Origin of the sequence: Mesorhizobium sp. B2-7-3 (assembly GCF_006440715.1) — a bacterium.
In the GTDB taxonomy this organism is placed as follows: Bacteria; Pseudomonadota; Alphaproteobacteria; order Rhizobiales; family Rhizobiaceae; genus Mesorhizobium; species Mesorhizobium australicum.
Window position 1 is genome coordinate 18,130 of record NZ_VFTY01000009.1, and the last position, 15,270, is coordinate 33,399.

At 63.9% G+C, this 15,270-nt stretch carries 14 protein-coding genes and 1 pseudogene; 5 read left to right on the forward strand and 10 right to left on the reverse strand.

All coding sequences use genetic code 11. The annotated features are described in order from the left end of the window. Positions 1-25: 25 nt before the first annotated feature. From FJW04_RS20250 to FJW04_RS20260, 3 genes are all read right to left on the reverse strand, one after another. Positions 26-1,195, reverse strand: a complete 1,170-nt coding sequence (locus FJW04_RS20250; RefSeq protein ID WP_181173019.1) for a PLP-dependent aminotransferase family protein — start codon at positions 1,193-1,195, stop codon at positions 26-28. 176 nt (positions 1,196-1,371) lie between these two features. Further along, on the reverse strand, positions 1,372-1,830 hold the full coding sequence (locus FJW04_RS20255; RefSeq protein WP_140716245.1) for a GNAT family N-acetyltransferase: 459 nt from the start codon (positions 1,828-1,830) through the stop codon (positions 1,372-1,374). Between the two features lie 97 nt (positions 1,831-1,927). Beyond that, positions 1,928-2,422 carry a hypothetical protein gene (locus FJW04_RS20260; RefSeq protein ID WP_224719810.1) on the reverse strand — a complete coding sequence of 165 codons (495 nt, stop codon included), beginning with the start codon at positions 2,420-2,422 and terminating at the stop codon, positions 1,928-1,930. Between the two features lie 106 nt (positions 2,423-2,528). On the opposite strand from FJW04_RS20260, the gene FJW04_RS20265 reads away from it, so the two are divergent. Continuing rightward, positions 2,529-3,125, forward strand: a complete 597-nt coding sequence (locus FJW04_RS20265; protein WP_224622495.1) for a DUF922 domain-containing protein — start codon at positions 2,529-2,531, stop codon at positions 3,123-3,125. Positions 3,126-3,172: 47 nt separating this feature from the next. Here the strand turns inward: FJW04_RS20265 and FJW04_RS20270 are convergent, their stop codons facing one another. Next, the gene (locus FJW04_RS20270) at positions 3,173-4,708 is read right to left on the reverse strand and encodes an acid phosphatase (RefSeq protein ID WP_140716249.1); all 1,536 of its coding nucleotides are present in this window, start codon (positions 4,706-4,708) and stop codon (positions 3,173-3,175) included. A gap of 195 nt (positions 4,709-4,903) precedes the next feature. Here FJW04_RS20270 and FJW04_RS20275 point away from each other — a divergent pair, with 195 nt between their 5' ends. Beyond that, entirely contained in the window at positions 4,904-6,172 is a 1,269-nt protein-coding gene (locus FJW04_RS20275) for a cytochrome-c peroxidase (protein WP_140716251.1), read from the forward strand. Between the two features lie 196 nt (positions 6,173-6,368). Here FJW04_RS20275 and FJW04_RS20280 read toward each other — a convergent pair. The 3 genes and pseudogenes from FJW04_RS20280 to FJW04_RS20290 all read right to left on the reverse strand — a co-directional run. Further along, positions 6,369-6,653: pseudogene (locus FJW04_RS20280) on the reverse strand (GIY-YIG nuclease family protein); the annotation flags it as partial. Positions 6,654-6,837: 184 nt separating this feature from the next. Then, complete coding sequence (locus tag FJW04_RS20285; protein WP_140618041.1) at positions 6,838-7,542, reverse strand: SDR family oxidoreductase; 705 nt, start codon at positions 7,540-7,542, stop codon at positions 6,838-6,840. Between the two features lie 122 nt (positions 7,543-7,664). Continuing rightward, positions 7,665-8,282 carry an XRE family transcriptional regulator gene (locus FJW04_RS20290; RefSeq protein WP_015317007.1) on the reverse strand — a complete coding sequence of 206 codons (618 nt, stop codon included), beginning with the start codon at positions 8,280-8,282 and terminating at the stop codon, positions 7,665-7,667. Positions 8,283-8,413: 131 nt separating this feature from the next. Between FJW04_RS20290 and FJW04_RS20295 the strand changes: the two genes are divergently transcribed. The 3 genes from FJW04_RS20295 to FJW04_RS20305 all read left to right on the forward strand — a co-directional run bounded on the left by FJW04_RS20295 (position 8,414) and on the right by FJW04_RS20305 (position 12,410). Further along, positions 8,414-9,547 carry an FAD-binding oxidoreductase gene (locus tag FJW04_RS20295; RefSeq protein WP_140663289.1) on the forward strand — a complete coding sequence of 378 codons (1,134 nt, stop codon included), beginning with the start codon at positions 8,414-8,416 and terminating at the stop codon, positions 9,545-9,547. A 43-nt stretch (positions 9,548-9,590) separates the two neighbouring features. Then, positions 9,591-11,219, forward strand: a complete 1,629-nt coding sequence (locus FJW04_RS20300; RefSeq protein WP_140716255.1) for an ABC transporter substrate-binding protein — start codon at positions 9,591-9,593, stop codon at positions 11,217-11,219. A gap of 87 nt (positions 11,220-11,306) precedes the next feature. Continuing rightward, positions 11,307-12,410: a serine hydrolase domain-containing protein gene (locus FJW04_RS20305; RefSeq protein ID WP_140716257.1), complete on the forward strand. Its 1,104-nt coding sequence runs from the start codon at positions 11,307-11,309 to the stop codon at positions 12,408-12,410. 66 nt (positions 12,411-12,476) lie between these two features. On the opposite strand, the gene FJW04_RS20310 is transcribed toward FJW04_RS20305, so the two are convergent. The 3 genes from FJW04_RS20310 to FJW04_RS20320 form a co-directional block, all read right to left on the reverse strand. Further along, positions 12,477-13,625, reverse strand: coding sequence for a Fic family protein (locus FJW04_RS20310; protein WP_015317003.1), 1,149 nt, complete (start codon positions 13,623-13,625; stop codon positions 12,477-12,479). A gap of 204 nt (positions 13,626-13,829) precedes the next feature. Beyond that, positions 13,830-14,393: a cytochrome b gene (locus tag FJW04_RS20315; protein ID WP_140716259.1), complete on the reverse strand. Its 564-nt coding sequence runs from the start codon at positions 14,391-14,393 to the stop codon at positions 13,830-13,832. A gap of 127 nt (positions 14,394-14,520) precedes the next feature. Continuing rightward, complete coding sequence (locus FJW04_RS20320; RefSeq protein WP_140716261.1) at positions 14,521-15,246, reverse strand: 3-keto-5-aminohexanoate cleavage protein; 726 nt, start codon at positions 15,244-15,246, stop codon at positions 14,521-14,523. Between the last annotated feature and the right edge of the window lie 24 nt (positions 15,247-15,270).

Here is a 15,270-nt window from a genome sequence, read left to right on the forward strand (position 1 = left end):
TTTCACACTTTTCCTGGAATTTGCTCTAACCCTTGAGCAGCGCCGCCAGCCGGGGAATGCCCTCGCTCACCGCGCTGCGGGTGGCCAGCGTGAACGACAGCCGCAGCGTGTTGCGCCCGGTGCCGTCGGCGTAAAAGGCGTTGCCCGGCACGAAGGCGACCCGCGCCTCCTTCACCGACCGTGCCAGGAGGTCCGTGGCGTCGGTGCCCTCCGGCAGCGTCACCCAGACGAACATGCCGCCTTCCGGACGGCTCCAGGTCACCCCCTCCGGCATGTTGGCGTCAAGCGCGCCAAGCAGGCCGTCTCGGCGCTCGCGGTAGGCGCCGATGAGTTTTTCCACCTGGCCGTCGAACACGGCTTCGGCGACGCGGTGCATCACCATCTGGTTGACTGACGGGCTGTGCAGGTCCGAAGCCTGCTTCATCAGCACCAGTTTTTCCACCACATGGCGCGGCGCGCAAACCCAGCCGACACGCATGCCCGGCGACAGAATTTTCGAGAACGAGCCGCAATAGAGCGTGCGCGCCTTGTCGATGCCGCCGGACCTGATGCAGTCGAGCGCCAGGATCGGCGGCACACCCTCGCCGTCATAGCGCAGCGCCCGGTAGGCGGCATCCTCGATGACGGCGATGTCGAGCTCGCCGGCAAGGTCGAGCACCGCTTCGCGCTGCTTTCGGTCCAGCGTGTTGCCGGTCGGGTTGGCGAAATCGGGCACCAGATAGGCGAATTTCACCTTGCCGCCATTGGCGGCGGCGGCAGTGTGGTAGGCTTCGGGCGTCATGTTGCCGCCCTCGGGCCGCAGCCGGTCATAGCGGGGCTCGTAGGCGTTGAAGGCCTGCAGCGCGCCGAGATAGGTCGGCCATGTCACCAGCGCGGTATCGCCTGGCGACAGGAACAGCTTGCCGAGATAATCCAGCGCCTGCTGCGAGCCGGAGGTGATGAAGATGTTGGCCTCGTCGCAGGCCACGCCGAGCTTGCCCATTTGCCCGGCGAGCCAGCGCCGCAGCGGCAGATAGCCTTCCGAAACCTGGTATTGGAGTGCTGCCCCCGCTTCCGGCCCGCCGAGCACGTCGGCATAGGCATCGCGGATGGCGTCTGCCGGAAACAGCGACGGATCGGGAATGCCGCCGGCGAAAGAGATGATGTCGGGCTGGTCGAGCAGCTTCAACAGCTCGCGGATTTCGGAGGCCTTCATGCGCGATGAGCGCGAGGCCAGAAGATTCAAAAGGGTCACGACACGCCTCCCCGGACGTTTTTACAATAGGTCAACCTGACTGACCTATATCCGCTTTGCCAGGCGATTTGAATAGTGCCTGAAGGGCTTCCGCTATACGCCAGTCACCGCCAGGCCCGAACCGGCACGGGTTTCCGCTAAAGGCTCTTCTTGTAACCAATATGGCTGGCACTGAAGCCGAGCCCTTCATAGAAGCGGTGCGCATCCGCTCGCCCCTTGTCGGTGGTGAGCTGCACAAGGCCGCAGCCCCGCGCCCGGCACTCGTCGATCGCCCATTCGAACATCTTCTTGCCGACGCTGTCGGAGCGCCTGCCGCTGACAACGCGAACCGCCTCGATCTGCCCGCGCCAGCCGCCCTTGCGCGAAATACCGGCAAGGAAGCTGATCTGCAAGGTGCCGATTACCTCCGCGCCATCCACGGCCACGGCAAGCAGCTGATTGGGATCGGCATCGATGGCGTTGAAGGCATCGATATAACCCTGCGCCAACGGCAACGAGGCGTCTTCGCGGGCGGCACCCAGCGGATCGTCGGCGAGCATGGCGACGATGGCTGGCAGGTCGGAGGCTTGCGCCTTGCGGAATTGGATGTCGGTCATGGACGTGAGATACGGCCGCCCGGCGCTGGCGGCAAGCCGCTGATGGAATGGATCAATGGGCGGCAGGACAATGAGGGGCGGCGCAACCTCTCGAGGTTCAATCCCCGTCGCCCGCGGGCTTCGCCTTGCCGCACTGCGCCAGCACCTTGCCGATTGCCCCACTGGAACCCTTCAGCGCAAAACTGATCGAACCATATTTGGCAGCGCTGACCGACACGTCCCCCTTGGACCGCAACAGGTCGAGCAGCGGGTCCCCCTTCTCCAGATCGACCACGAAATAATTGTACATCGCCTCCAGCTGCAGGGTCTTGGTCACCGTCTTGCCGTCGGCCTTGAAGTCGAACGCGCCGCTGATGCCCGGTTCCAGTTGTTGGCCGCTGGCGCCCAGATCGTAGCTCAGCACCGGTTTGTCGTAGCAATTGAGCATCAGATAGGCGTCGCCCTTCGGCCCGCCGCAGACCGAAGCGGTCAGCACGCTGCCACCCTCGTCTTCCTCCATCTTGGCGCTCCAGCCGCCGCAGGATGCCGCGAAGGCCGATTGCGAGCCAAGCACCGCCGCCAAGGCACCGGCGGCAACGAGATTTCTTCTCATGACTTCCCCCTCCGGGCCATTTGCAGCGCCCGCCGGCAGCATATAGGAAAAGCCGTTGAATAGCGTTGCCTGAATGGCAGGGCCGCGCGCCTCGGAGAGAGCAGTGTTGAGAGCCTGTGTTCGCCTGTATCTTCCGACCGCCGCCCTGGTGGCCTTGCCGCTTGCGGCGCATGCCGAGTGGAAGCCTGTCGAGAAGGTCGAGACCTACGCCATTTCAGGCCAGTCCGGGCTCGAGCTCTACCGGTCGATTGGCGAGAACGGGCCGAATGTCGGCATTACCCGCGCCATTGCTCACACCAATTTCAAGCTGACCTGGACCAGGGATTATCAGCCGCGTGCCGGAGCCTGCGTGCTGGTCTCGGCCAAGCCAAAGCTCATCATCACCTACACCTTGCCCAGCCCCTCCTCGCCGCTGCCGTCCGCCATCCAGAAGAACTGGGAGGTTTTCCTCGCAGGCGTCAGCGCCCACGAAAAGGTGCATGGCGCGACCATTGTCGACATGGCGCGCAAGATCGAGGCGGCGACGGTCGGCCTCACCGTTCCCGACGATCCCAAATGCAGCAAGATCCGGGTCGAGATGACCAAACGCCTGTCCGCCCTTTCGCAGGCGCAGCGGCAGGCAAGCCGCGATTTCGACCGCATCGAACTCGGCCAGGGCGGCAATCTGCAAAAGCTCATTCTTGCCCTGGTCAATGGCGGCTGAGCCACCGCGCCTCGCGGCGCGGTGGCATATTCGCGGTTCGCTCCGCCCTAGCGGCTGAGATTAAGCGCGGCTGACAAATCCCCCATCGGCGGCTCGCCATTGGCGGCCAGCGCCTTGTCGCGGGCGACGATGCCCGTCAGCACCGGCAGATCGTAGCGCGCGGTGATGAAGCGCAGGATCGACGTCGTATCGTATTGCGTGTGGTCGACCGTGCCCATCCTGGCATAGGGCGAGACGATGAAGGCCGGGATGCGGTTGCCCGGGCCCCAGCGGTCGGCCTTGGGCGGCGCGACGTGATCCCAGAAGCCGCCATTCTCGTCATAGGTGATGACGACCAGCATGTGGCTCCATTGCGGGCTCTTCTCCAGATGCGCGACGAGGTCGGCCAGATGCCGGTCGCCCGATGTCACGTCGGCATAGCCTGAGTGCTCGTTGAGATTGCCCTGCGGCTTGTAGAAGGCGACCTGCGGCAGCTTGCCGTCGTCGATCGCCTTGATGAACTCGGCGCCATCCAGGCCGCCATCCCTGAGATGCTCGGTGCGCGCGGCGGTGCCGGGCGCGTAGGCGGCGAAATAGTTGAACGGCTGGTGGTGGAACTGGAAGTTCGGCACCGGCGTGGCGTTCTTGCCGTCGAGGGTCGCCTGCCAGGCGCCGGCGTACCAGGCCCAGTCGACCCCCTTCAGCGACAGGAGATCGCCGATGGTGATGTCGTGCTGCGGCGGCAGCGTGGTGGGCGCGGCCGGATCGGCCAGCGCCTTGTCACCGCCCTCTGCAGGCTTGTTGGCGCTCGGCTCGTAAGGCGGCTGCATGGTGTTGACGGCGTAAAAATCGGGCGTGATGGCGCCGTCATTGACGAATTTCGGCACACCGCCCAGCGCCGACGGCGGCGAATTGTCGGCCACCTTCAAGGTCGTGCCGTCGGCCTCGACCACCGCGATCTGGCCCTTGATCGGACTGGTGTCGGCATGCGGATAGAACGGCGCGCAGGCGCAGGCGAGCTGGAAATGGTTGAGGAAGGAGCCGCCAAAGGCGCCCTGGAAGAAATTGTCGGCCAGCACATATTTCTTCGCCACCTGCCACATCGGCAGGCTCGAGCCGTCATAATGGCCCATGACCAGCCCGCCGGAATCGGCCCAGGCGACGAATTTATCGTTCTTGCCGCCGTCGATCTGCATCTGCTCCTGGTAGAAACGGTGCCACAAATCGTGGGTGATGACATTGGTGCCTTCGTTGAAGCCCTTGGGATCGTCGATGGCGAAGGCCGCGTTGGCAAGATGCGCGGTCTGCGCCTCCGTCACCACGGGCGTGACGCCCTTTCCGGTCAGCCCGCCCCAGGCCGGCGGCAGTTCGGTCAGCGGCTTGCCGTCGCGGTCGAGCTGGCGCGCCTGGTCGGCCGAGACATTGGCCAGTCCATTGGCGCCGGGGAAGCCACCATAAAGATTATCGAAGCTGCGGTTCTCTGCATAAATGACGACGACGGTGTCGATCTTGTCGAAGCCGGGAGGTGCGGCATTGGCGGCCGCAAGGGGAAACAAGGCCGAACCGGCCAGACAGAAGGAAGTGAGGAACTTGGGCCTCGTCATGGAAAGACCTCGTGGCTTGACTGTGGCTATGGGGCTTATGCGGCTATGGCGCGGGAACCATGGGCAGCTAACGTGGATGCCTTGTCACCTTTGTGACATCCGCCGCCGCGGCGAACACGGTTTCGTGAGCACTGGGAGCGGTCATCAATCCGTTGCACTGCGTTCTTATTTCCGGGCCAAAGCGGACCGTGCCCCATGATGATGAGACGATGGAAAAGCCTGGTGATCGCGAGTGCAGCGATCTCGACCTTTGGCTTTGCCGCACCCCCGAATACGGCGGGGCCGGACGGCGTCCATCCCGGTCCGCTGTCGCGTGGGCAAGCCTTCGCACGCGCCGAGGCGCTGACTGCCTTGGGGCGAAAGATGTTCTTCGACCCGGCGCTCTCGGCGTCGGGAAAACAGGCCTGTTCCTCCTGCCACGATCCACGCCATGCCTTCGGTCCGGCCTCGGCCACACCGGTCGAAATGGGCGGCCCGAACCTCGACCAGTCCGGCGTGCGCGCGGTGCCGTCGCTGCGCTACATCCAGGCCGCGCCCGCCTTCACCGAGCATTTCCACGATTCCGAGGACGAGGGCGACGAGAGCGTCGACAATGGCCCGACCGGCGGTCTGACCTGGGACGGCCGCGCCGATCACGGTGTGGACCAGGCGAAAATCCCCCTGCTCTCGCCGTTCGAGATGGCAAACAAGGATGCCGTGGCGGTCACCGCCGCCTTGCGCAAGTCAGCCTATGCCGATGACTTCAAGGCAACCTTCGGCAACGATGTCTTCGACCGCCCGGACGATGCCTTCGACGCCGCCGCCGAGGCGCTTGGCACGTTCGAGCAGAGCGCGGTCGACTTCTACCCCTATTCCAGCCGCTACGACGCCTTCCTCGCCGGCAAGGCGACGCTATCGGCGCGGGAACTGCATGGCCGCGCCCTGTTCGAGGACGAGGCGAAAGGCAATTGCGCCTCCTGCCACCTCAGCGAACCGGCCAATGACGGTGAGCCGCCGCAATTCACCGATTTCGGCCTCATCGCCATCGCCGTGCCGCGCAATCCGGCCATCCCGGCCAACGCCGACCCGGCCTATGTCGATCTCGGCCTGTGCGGTCCCCTGCGCACCGATTTCCGTGGCCGCACCGACTATTGCGGCCTGTTCAAGACACCGAGCCTGCGCAACGTGGCGCTGCGCAAGAGCTTCTTCCACAACGGATATTTCCACACGCTGCGCGAAGCGGTGGCCTTCTACGCCAGCCGCGACACCGACCCCGGCCGCTGGTACCCGAAAAACGCTTACGGTACCGTCGACAAATATGACGATTTACCAAAGGCTTACTGGTCGAACCTGAATCAAGACCCGCCCTTCGACGGCAAGAAACCCGGCGACAAGCCGGCGCTCAACGATGCCGAGATCGACGACATCGTGGCGTTTCTGCAGACGCTGACGGATGCCGATCAGGCGGCGAAGCGGTCGCAGTGAACTGGGAAGCCACGTCGTAAGGGTCGCTAGTTGACGTGGGGATTAGCCGAAGCCCTCCCTCGCTTCGTCATCCTAGGGCGGAGCAAGGAGCGAAGCGACGCGGCGCAGACCCTAGGATCCATGCCGCGACGCTTGCGACGGACAAAACGGTGCCGAACCTGGCTCCAACCTCCGACGAAACGCCATCAAACCGCGACCAACCTGTTCCGCGAAACAGCTCGAACCATTCCGGATTGGTCTTCTCGATCAGTTCGATCTTCCATTGTCGCGACCAGCGCTTCAGCGATTTCTCGCGTTGAATGGCGTCACGAATGTCGAAATGTTCCTCGTACCAGACCAACCGCTGCACACCGTAGCGCCTGGTGAAGCGCGAACCTTCGCCGGATTTGTGCTCCGGCATGCGGCGACCGAGATCGTTGGTGACACCGATGTAGATGGTGCCGCCCTTCTGGCTCGCGGTCATGTAAACATAGCCGGTCATGCGTTGACGGTAACCGCCAACCCGTCCGGGGACTATCCTCGTTCGCCGTATTTTTTCGGCCCACGTCGCGGCATGGATCCTAGGGTCTGCGCGGCGTCGCTTCGCTCCTTGCTACGCCTAGGATGACGAAGGGAGGGAGGGCTTCGGCTAATCTGAGAGGTATGAGATCGCCGCCAGCCGCCTCTCACAGCGCCCGGATCACACCCCCATCCACGCGGATATTCTGCCCGGTAATATACCCTGCCCCGTCCGACGCCAAAAACGCGATCGTCGCGGCGATCTCCTCTGATGTGCCATAGCGCTGCATCGGCACGTTGTCGCGGCGCTCTTCGGTGGCGGGCAGGCTGTCGATCCAGCCGGGCAGCACGTTGTTCATGCGCACATTGTCGGCCGCGTAGGTGTTGGCGAAAATCTTGGCGTAGGCGGCAAGGCCGGCGCGGAACACGGCCGAGGTCGGGAACATCGCGTTCGGTTCCGCCACCCAGGCCGTCGAGATGTTGATGATGGCCCCGCCCTTCTGCTTGACCATCTGCGGCGCCACGATGCGCACCGGCCGGATGACGTTCATCAGGTAGACGTCCATGCCGGTGTGCCACTGCTCGTCCGTGATCTCCAGGATCGGCGCGCGCGGTCCATGGCCGCCGCTGTTGACAAGCACGTCGATGCGGCCATAGCGCTCCAGGGTCAGGTCGGCGAGCCGCTGCAGATCGTCATTCGACTGGTTGGAGCCGGTGACGCCGAGCCCGCCAAGCTCCTTGGCCAGCGCCTCGCCCTTGCCGGACGAGGACAGGATGGCGACCTTGAAACCATCCGCCGCCAGCCGCTTGGCCGCCGCCGCCCCCATGCCGCTGCCGCCGGCCACGATGACGGCTGTCTTTTCTACACTCATCGGATTTCCTTTTCAGATTGGCGGGAGCTACGGTTTCAGCGGTCCTATAGCCGGTTTCGCCGCGCAGTTCGAACGAGAAAGCCTGAATCGAGCTGCAGAAAACTTGCGCGGTGAGCTGCGCCCTATCCTTCAACCGTCTCCAGCTCGCTCAGCAGCGTGCCTTCCATGTCGGGCTCGTCGCCGGAGCAGACGCACAGCATCTCGGCGTCGCCCTCGCCCACCGATAGATAGGCGTGGCCCATGGTGGAATCGATGTAGACGCTCTCGCCCGCTTTCAGCCGCACCGGCGCGTACTGGTCGGTATGCAGTTCGATCTCGCCCTTGAGCACGATCAGGAATTCCTCGCCGGCATGCCTGGTCAGCGGGCCGAATTCTTGCGGCGTGCGGGCGCGCGCATAGGCGTGAATCGGCACCATGCGCTTGCGCACCAGGTCGGTGGCGAGATACCGGTAGTCATAATTTCGGGTCAGCTGGCGCAGCGTGTTGGACTGCGAGGTGACCGAGCGGCGGGTGCGCGCTGCCGGCTGCTTGCGGTCGCCGCTGAGCAGTTCCGTCACATGGATGCCGAGCCCCTCGCAGATCTGCAGCAGCTTGTCGTAGGTCAGCGACATCTGGTCGTTTTCGACCTTGGACAGCGTCGACACCGCGACGCCGGTCAGCGCGCTGACCTCCTGCAAGGTCCAGCCATGGGTTTTTCTCAAAGCCCGCAGACAATCACCGAGATTGGGTTGCTCCGACATTGCCAGCTCCAAGGCGCGGGATCGCGCCGCTCCACCCTAGGTAGTCGAACTCCCCGCAGCCATCAACAACACCGAAATTTTCTTATACGCTAAATGTTGACTGGATACGAAAATATTTTTACGACTGATGAATGCAGTCAAAGTCCTTCCAAAAGATTGTCGTCATCGGCGGCGGCATTGCCGGCCTCTCACTTGCCGCCGAGGTGGCGGCCTCGGCCGAAGTCACCGTCATCGAGCGCGAACCGCATCTCGGCTACCACGCCAGCGGACGCTCCGCCGCTCTGTTCACCGAGACCTATGGCAACCGCCTCGTGCGCGGGCTGACGCTGGCCAGCCGGCAGGCAATCGTCGAGGGCGGTTTCGTCGCCCACCGGCGTGGCGCGCTGCATGTCGGATGGACCGGTGACGATGCCGCCATCGACAAGCTGGCTCGTGATTTGCAGGCGCTGGTGCCATCAGTGCGCCGCCTCTCGGCGGCCGAGCTCCACGCGCTGGTTCCAGTCATTGCCCAGCAAGCCACCTGCGGCGGCGTCTATGAGCCGGATGCGGTGGATGTCGACACGGACAAGATGCTGGCGACCTGCGCGTCCAAGCTCAAAGCCAGCGGCGGCACCATCCGCACCGGCGAGGAGGTCCGCTCCATCTCACGCGACGGCGGCGCTTTTCGGGTTGAAACAAGCGCCGGCGTCTACTCGGCTGACATCATCGTCAACGCCGCCGGCGCCTGGGTCGATGTCGTCGCCGGCATGGTGGGACTCCCGGGCCTCGGCTTCCAGCCGAAACGGCGCACCGCCTTCCTGTTCGATCCGCCCGCCGGGTTGGACATCGCCGGCTGGCCGCTGGTGGTCGACCTGCACGAGCAGTTCTACTTCAAGCCCGATGCCGGCAGATTGATCGGTTCGCTCGCCGACGAGACGGATTCCGAGCCTTGCGATGCGTATCCCGAGGATATCGACGTCGCCATCGCCGTCGACCGCATCGAACAGGCGACGTCTATGCGCATCGGCCGCCCGTCGACGCCGTGGGCGGGCCTGCGTACCTTCGCTCCCGACCGCACGCCGGTCGCCGGCTTCGACCCGCGCCTGCCCGGCTTCTTCTGGCTCGGCGGCCAAGGTGGCTACGGTTTTCAGGTGTCGCTGACGCTGGCCAGGCTGAGCGCGGCGCTGATGCGCGGCGAGCCCCTGCCCGACGACGTCACCGCACTCGGCGTCACCGCTGGGGCGCTGGCGCCCGATCGCTTCCTTACCCCGGCGACGACGCCATGAAGTTCCTTCCCTCAACCCCGAAGTGTCATCAGGAGCGTTTGCGATGAAATCTCTGCGCGCGGTGCTTGCCCCGTCCCTTCTGGCCACGTCCCTCCTGGCCACGTCCGTTCTGGCCTCATCCGTCCTTCTCGGCGGACAGGCCTACGCCAAGACGCTGGTCTATTGCTCGGAAGCCAATCCCGAGACCTTCAACCCGGCGATCGGCATCGCCGATTCCACCATGGACGCCGCCGCCAAGACGATCTTCAACCGGCTGGTCGAGTTCAAGCCGGGCACCACCGAGGTCGGCCCGGCGCTCGCCGAAAGCTGGGATGTCTCGTCGGATGGCAAGGCCTACACTTTCCATCTCAGGCACGGCGTGAAGTTTCAGTCGAACGAGCATTTTTCGCCCACGCGCGACTTCGACGCGGACGACGTGCTCTACACCTTCAACCGCCAGCGCGACGCCAACAATCCCTATCACAAGCTTGGCGGCGGCTCTTACGAGTACTTCAACGCGCTGGGCATGGGCACGCTGATCGACAGAATAGACAAGGTCGACGACTACACCGTGCGCTTCACGCTGACGGCTCCCAACGTCACATTCCTGGCCGGGCTGGCACTCGACTATCTCTCCATCCTGTCGCTGGAGCAGACCGAAAAGATGGTCGCGGCCGGCACGCCGGAGCTGATCGACAGCATGCCGGTCGGCACCGGACCGTTCGTGCTTGAGGCCTATGTGCCCGACAGCCAGGTCCGCTACGCCGCCAACAAGGATTACTGGCGCGGCGCGCCGAAGATCGACACGCTGGTCTTCGCCGTCACGCCCGAGCCGACCACCCGCGTCGAGCGCATCAAGGCCAATGAATGCCAGGTCGCCGCCCCGCCGCCGCCAAGTGCCGTCGCCGACCTGCGCAGCGATCCCGACATCACGGTTCTCGATCTCAAGGGCCAGAACATCGGCATTCTCGGCTTCAATGTCGAGCACCAGCCGCTGGGCGACGTGCGCGTGCGCACGGCACTGGCCAAGGCCGTCGACCGCAAGGCGATCGTCGATGCGGTCTATGCCGGCGCCGGCACGGTGGCCGGCAGCGTCGTGCCGCCGGCGCAGCTCGGCGCCGTCACCGATGCCGGCATCGAGTACGATCCCGATGGCGCCAAGAAACTGCTCAAGGAAGCGGGCCATGAAAGCGGCCTCAAGATCAGCCTGTGGGCGATGCCGGTGTCGCGCCCCTACAATCCCAACGCCAAGCGCATGGCCGAGATGATCCAGGCCGACTGGGCGAAGGTCGGCGTGCAATCGGAGATCGTCAGCTTCGAATGGGGCGAATACCTCAAGCGCACCGCGGCGGGCGAACAGGACGCCTTCCTGCTCGGCGGCAGCAGCGACAATGGCGATCCCGACAACATGCTGAGCTATCTGCTCTCCTGCGACGGCGTGAAGGGTGGCTCCAACCGCTCGCGCTGGTGCGACAAGGATTTCGAGAAGCTGCTCGACGAGGGCCGCGTTGCCGCCGACCCGAAAGAGCGCGCCGCGATCTATGGAAAGGCGCAGGCCATCCTGAAGGCCGAGGTGCCGGTGGCGCCGATCGCCCATTCGATGGTGGCGATCCCGATCCGCAAGAGCGTGCTGAATTACGTGCTCGACCCCTTCGGCCGGCAGAATTTCGCCGCCGTCGATATCGCGGAGTGAGGCTTGTCGCGCTGGGTACCCCCCTCATCCGGCCGCTACGCGGCCGATTTTGCGAAGATCCCGCGATCCACAAAAAGCGAGACCACCATGCCAAAAGACCTGAACGCTCTTCTCGCCACCTACATCGCCGATGGCGCGGTGGGTGCGTCGCTCGCCTATGCCAGGGGTGACACCACACCAACCGCCCTCACATCAGGCCTCGCCGATCGCGCGCTGGGCACGCCTGTCACGTCGGACCAGCTGTTCAAGATCGGCAGCTGCACCAAGACCTTCGTCGCCGCGGCCCTGGTCAAGCTCGCCGAGACCGGCAAGCTCGACCTCGGCGCGCCGATCGCCTCCTGGCTCCCGGACCTACCTGGCGCCAAAACCATTTCGGTACGCCAGCTGGTCAACCATCGCAGCGGCCTGCCGGAATTCGAATATTACATTCCGATGGACCCGAGCCGGCAATGGACGCCGCAACAGCTGGTCGACATCGCCTTCGCCTCCGACAAACAGAAGCCACCGGGCGGACCGGCCGTCTACAACAACACCGGCTATGTCCTGGCCGGCATGGTGATCGAGGCCGTCACCGGCCAGAAGCTGGGCGCCTATGTCAGAAGCGCGGTCCTTGAGCCACTCGGCCTGAACAACACCTGGTCGCCGGCGACCGAGGCCTTCCCCGACAAATCGATGGTGCGCGGCTATTACCACCGGCCGCCGCAGGCGCCGAACGCGCCCACCGACATCGCCTCGGGCGGCGAGATGTGGCGCATGGACGGCGTGCTGCCCTACTCCAATGAACTGCAGGATTCCTCCGACTCCTTCCCCTTCGGCGCCGCCTATGGCTGCGGCGACATGGTGTCGACGCCGTCAGACATGGTGGGCTTCATGCGCGGCCTGTTCTCCGGCGGACTGTTGTCGCCGCCGTTCTTCGCCGAGATGTTCGAAGACCGCGTGCCGGCGAGTTTCCCCGGCACCCGCATGCGCGAGACGGGCGCGGGCATGTTCCAGAGCACCTATGCGGACCGCGCCTTCTACGGGCACCAGGGCAGCATTCCGGGCTATGTCGCCGTCATGCTGCACGATCCCGAGACGGACCTCACCATCGCCATGACCAGCAATGTCGGCTCCGGCAATCGCCTCTCCTTCCAGGCGAGCGGCATGCATCCGGTGGTGGATCAAGCGATCGCGACAATCTTGCGGCTGTGATCTTAGGGAGGGGTAGGAAATCGAACTGCTGCCGTCAGAGGGCCTCACGCGATCTATGCGCGGACGTCAGCCATCTCTGCGCCTCTCGAAGAGCTGGAGGTATCGTTCGAACACGAAAAACCGATTGCGTCTTTGGCCGGTGACTTCGATTAGAACGCCGTGGCTTATGAGATCGGCAATCAATGACGTAGCCGTGTTTGTCGTCGTGTCCAACAGAATGGTGACACCCTTCACGTCGACCAATGGTTGCCTGTAGAGATGTCTTACAAGTTGTTGCGCGTTTCCTTGACGGCGATGGCTGAAGCGCGGCAGCGTTTCCCGTTCTATCCGCTCTTTAAGCACCAGAATTTTGCGGAACACGTCAGCAGACGCACGCGCTGTCTCTTCAACTCCGTGGAGAAAGAAAATCAGCCAGTCGCGCATATGGTTGCCCTCGCGTACGGCCATGAGGTGATCGATATACGCTGTCTTGTTGCGCTCGAAATAGTCGGACAGATAGAGCGCGGGTTTGACAAGAAGCCCCTGCGAGGCGAGGTAAAGCGAAATCATCAGGCGGCCCAGCCGCCCGTTGCCATCCAGGAACGGATGGATGGTTTCGAATTGATAGTGGGCGATCGCAATGCGGATGAGTGGCGGTACGCGCAGGCTGTCGGCATGGATGAATTTTTCCATATCGCTCATGAGCTCGGGAACATGCTCGTGATGCGGGGGCACGAAGACCGCGTTTCTTAGACTCACGCCAATCCAGTTCTGACTGGTTCGAAATTCGCCGGGTTGCTTGGTGTCGCCGCGCACCCCCTGCATGAGGATGGCGTGAGTTTCCTTCAGTAGCCTGTTGGAGAAAGGCAGGCGCTCCAGGCTGGTAATGGCGCTATTGATCGCTTGGATATAGTTCTGCACCTCCTCCCAGTCGTCGCGTGCCTCAGGAGACAAATCTTCGATCTGCTTGAAAGCGTCCTCGATATTGGTGTGGGTGCCTTCGATCCGGCTGGACTGGGTTGCTTCCTTCGCAACGTACATGCTGATGAAAAAATCGATGTCGGGAACGAGTTGTGCGAACGCATTCAATTCACCCAATGCTCGATCGGCGCGGCCAAGCACCTCTATGATGTTCGGGTCGGAGACGATCCAGGGATGATTGATCGAGGTCGGCACGAAGCTGCGATGTTCCAACCGCTTTTCGTACTGCCCCGCCTTGTAAGACGACAAATCCATATTTCAGAAACGTCCACGATTTCTACAATAAGAAAATCGTTATGTCAGATTCGACCAACTTCCAAAAGCTATTTCAATTTCTCACCAGGTTTCTGAAATAAGGATTCGGCTATTTCAGAAACTTCCGTATTGCGGCTTCGACGGCCCAGCGGCCTGCACCCGGTCGTCGATCGGGCGATCCGCATCATTCTCGACTGACCGCGTTCAGCCGCCCTGCCGCGACGATGGATCGGGCAGGCCCGGCAGCATCTGGCTCAGCACCCGGTCGCGAAGGAAGAAATGGTGGAAGATGGCGGCGGCCGCGTGCAGGCCGGCGATCCACATCATGACGTCGCCGAGCGTGCCGTGGATCTCCGCCAGCGGCGCGCCCCAGCTGCCCGAAAACGGACCGATAGCTCCCAGCCCATAGACAGTGACCGGGTGGCCGCCGAACAAGGCGCCGACCATGGCTGTCGCCGGAACCGCGAACAGCAGCGCGTAGAGCGCCCAATACGTTGCCTTCGAGGCGACCTCCATCCAGGACGGCATGGCCGGGGCATCGGGAATGCGATCGAACCGGCGCCAGATCAGGCGAACGACCAGCAAGCAGAAAACAGTGAAGCCGAGCGACTCGTGCAGCAGCAGCGTCGACGCCCTGGCCGCTGAATAGACCCGCTCCGGCGGACCGCCCGCCGAGACCAGGAAGGCAATGAGCACCAGCAGTGCCGTCAGCCAATGAAATGCCTGGGCGAGACGCCCATAGCGGGTTGTCGTGCCGGACAGCGACATGCGGGAGCTCCGAAACGGTTGGATATCTCCCCTCGCCCGCGAATGTGGCCTTATTTCAGCTGTTCCTCAATCGCCTTGCCCGAGCGAATGGCATCGCCGAGTTCGCCGGCGCGCGGCCCGACAAGGTTCAGCTCATACTCGTGGAGCGGAAATTCGCGGCGGCCGCGGCCACGATATCGGCATTGTCCCTCGCCACCGTTCCATCGGCGAGTGTCTTGCCGTCCTCCAGCCCGACCCGTGTCGACCAGCGCTTTTGCCGCGCAAGGTCCACGAGCGGCCAGACCGTGCCGTCCACGCCGTGCAGCAGGATCTGCCGCCGCACGCCTGCGCGTTCGAGAATGGCGGCGATGCCGTGCGCCTCGTCGAGGGCTGCAGGCAGGTCCGGTATGTCGATCTCGATCAGGATGCGCAGTACGCGGCCGTGATCGGCGAGCGCCACGAAGCGCTCGGCATCTTCCGTCGTGGCCAGGCCCGCCTCGATGCCGACGCCCTGCTTGCGCAACAACTCCATCACGGCGGGCGCGTCGGTTTCTGAAAGATTGACCGAGGCATAGTCGGGCAGTTCCCGCCAGGCGGCGATCGCCGCGCGGGTGCGCGCCACATCGTTTTCGATCCAGGCGCCGGTCGACACGCCGATCAATGTGCCCGGACAGGCCTGGCGCACGGCAAGGACCGTCGCATCCACCGCCGCCAGGCTTTCGCGCCCGTCGGCGCCGCGCGGATGGATGTGTAGTTCGGCGGCACCGGCGGCGACGCAGGAAGCCGCATCGCCGGCCATTGCCTTTGCCGTCAGCGGCAGCCTGGGATGGAAATCGCGCGAACGCGCGCCGTTGATGCAGGCTTGGACGATCATCGATTTCACCTCGGGCAAAAGAGC

Excerpts from the sequence above, each read along its gene's own strand:
- FJW04_RS20275 (WP_140716251.1), top strand. The coding sequence starts at position 4,904 with ATGATGATGAGACGATGGAAAAGCCTGGTGATCGCGAGTGCAGCGATC.
- FJW04_RS20270 (WP_140716249.1), bottom strand. The coding sequence starts at position 4,708 with ATGACGAGGCCCAAGTTCCTCACTTCCTTCTGTCTGGCCGGTTCGGCC.
- FJW04_RS20290 (WP_015317007.1), bottom strand. The coding sequence starts at position 8,282 with ATGTCGGAGCAACCCAATCTCGGTGATTGTCTGCGGGCTTTGAGAAAA.
- FJW04_RS20260 (WP_224719810.1), bottom strand. The coding sequence starts at position 2,422 with ATGAGAAGAAATCTCGTTGCCGCCGGTGCCTTGGCGGCGGTGCTTGGC.
- FJW04_RS20300 (WP_140716255.1), top strand. The coding sequence starts at position 9,591 with ATGAAATCTCTGCGCGCGGTGCTTGCCCCGTCCCTTCTGGCCACGTCC.
- FJW04_RS20305 (WP_140716257.1), top strand. The coding sequence starts at position 11,307 with ATGCCAAAAGACCTGAACGCTCTTCTCGCCACCTACATCGCCGATGGC.
- FJW04_RS20250 (WP_181173019.1), bottom strand. The coding sequence starts at position 1,195 with ATGAAGGCCTCCGAAATCCGCGAGCTGTTGAAGCTGCTCGACCAGCCC.
- FJW04_RS20255 (WP_140716245.1), bottom strand. The coding sequence starts at position 1,830 with ATGACCGACATCCAATTCCGCAAGGCGCAAGCCTCCGACCTGCCAGCC.
- FJW04_RS20320 (WP_140716261.1), bottom strand. The coding sequence starts at position 15,246 with ATGATCGTCCAAGCCTGCATCAACGGCGCGCGTTCGCGCGATTTCCAT.
- FJW04_RS20310 (WP_015317003.1), bottom strand. The coding sequence starts at position 13,625 with ATGGATTTGTCGTCTTACAAGGCGGGGCAGTACGAAAAGCGGTTGGAA.
- FJW04_RS20285 (WP_140618041.1), bottom strand. The coding sequence starts at position 7,542 with ATGAGTGTAGAAAAGACAGCCGTCATCGTGGCCGGCGGCAGCGGCATG.
- FJW04_RS20315 (WP_140716259.1), bottom strand. The coding sequence starts at position 14,393 with ATGTCGCTGTCCGGCACGACAACCCGCTATGGGCGTCTCGCCCAGGCA.
- FJW04_RS20295 (WP_140663289.1), top strand. The coding sequence starts at position 8,414 with ATGCAGTCAAAGTCCTTCCAAAAGATTGTCGTCATCGGCGGCGGCATT.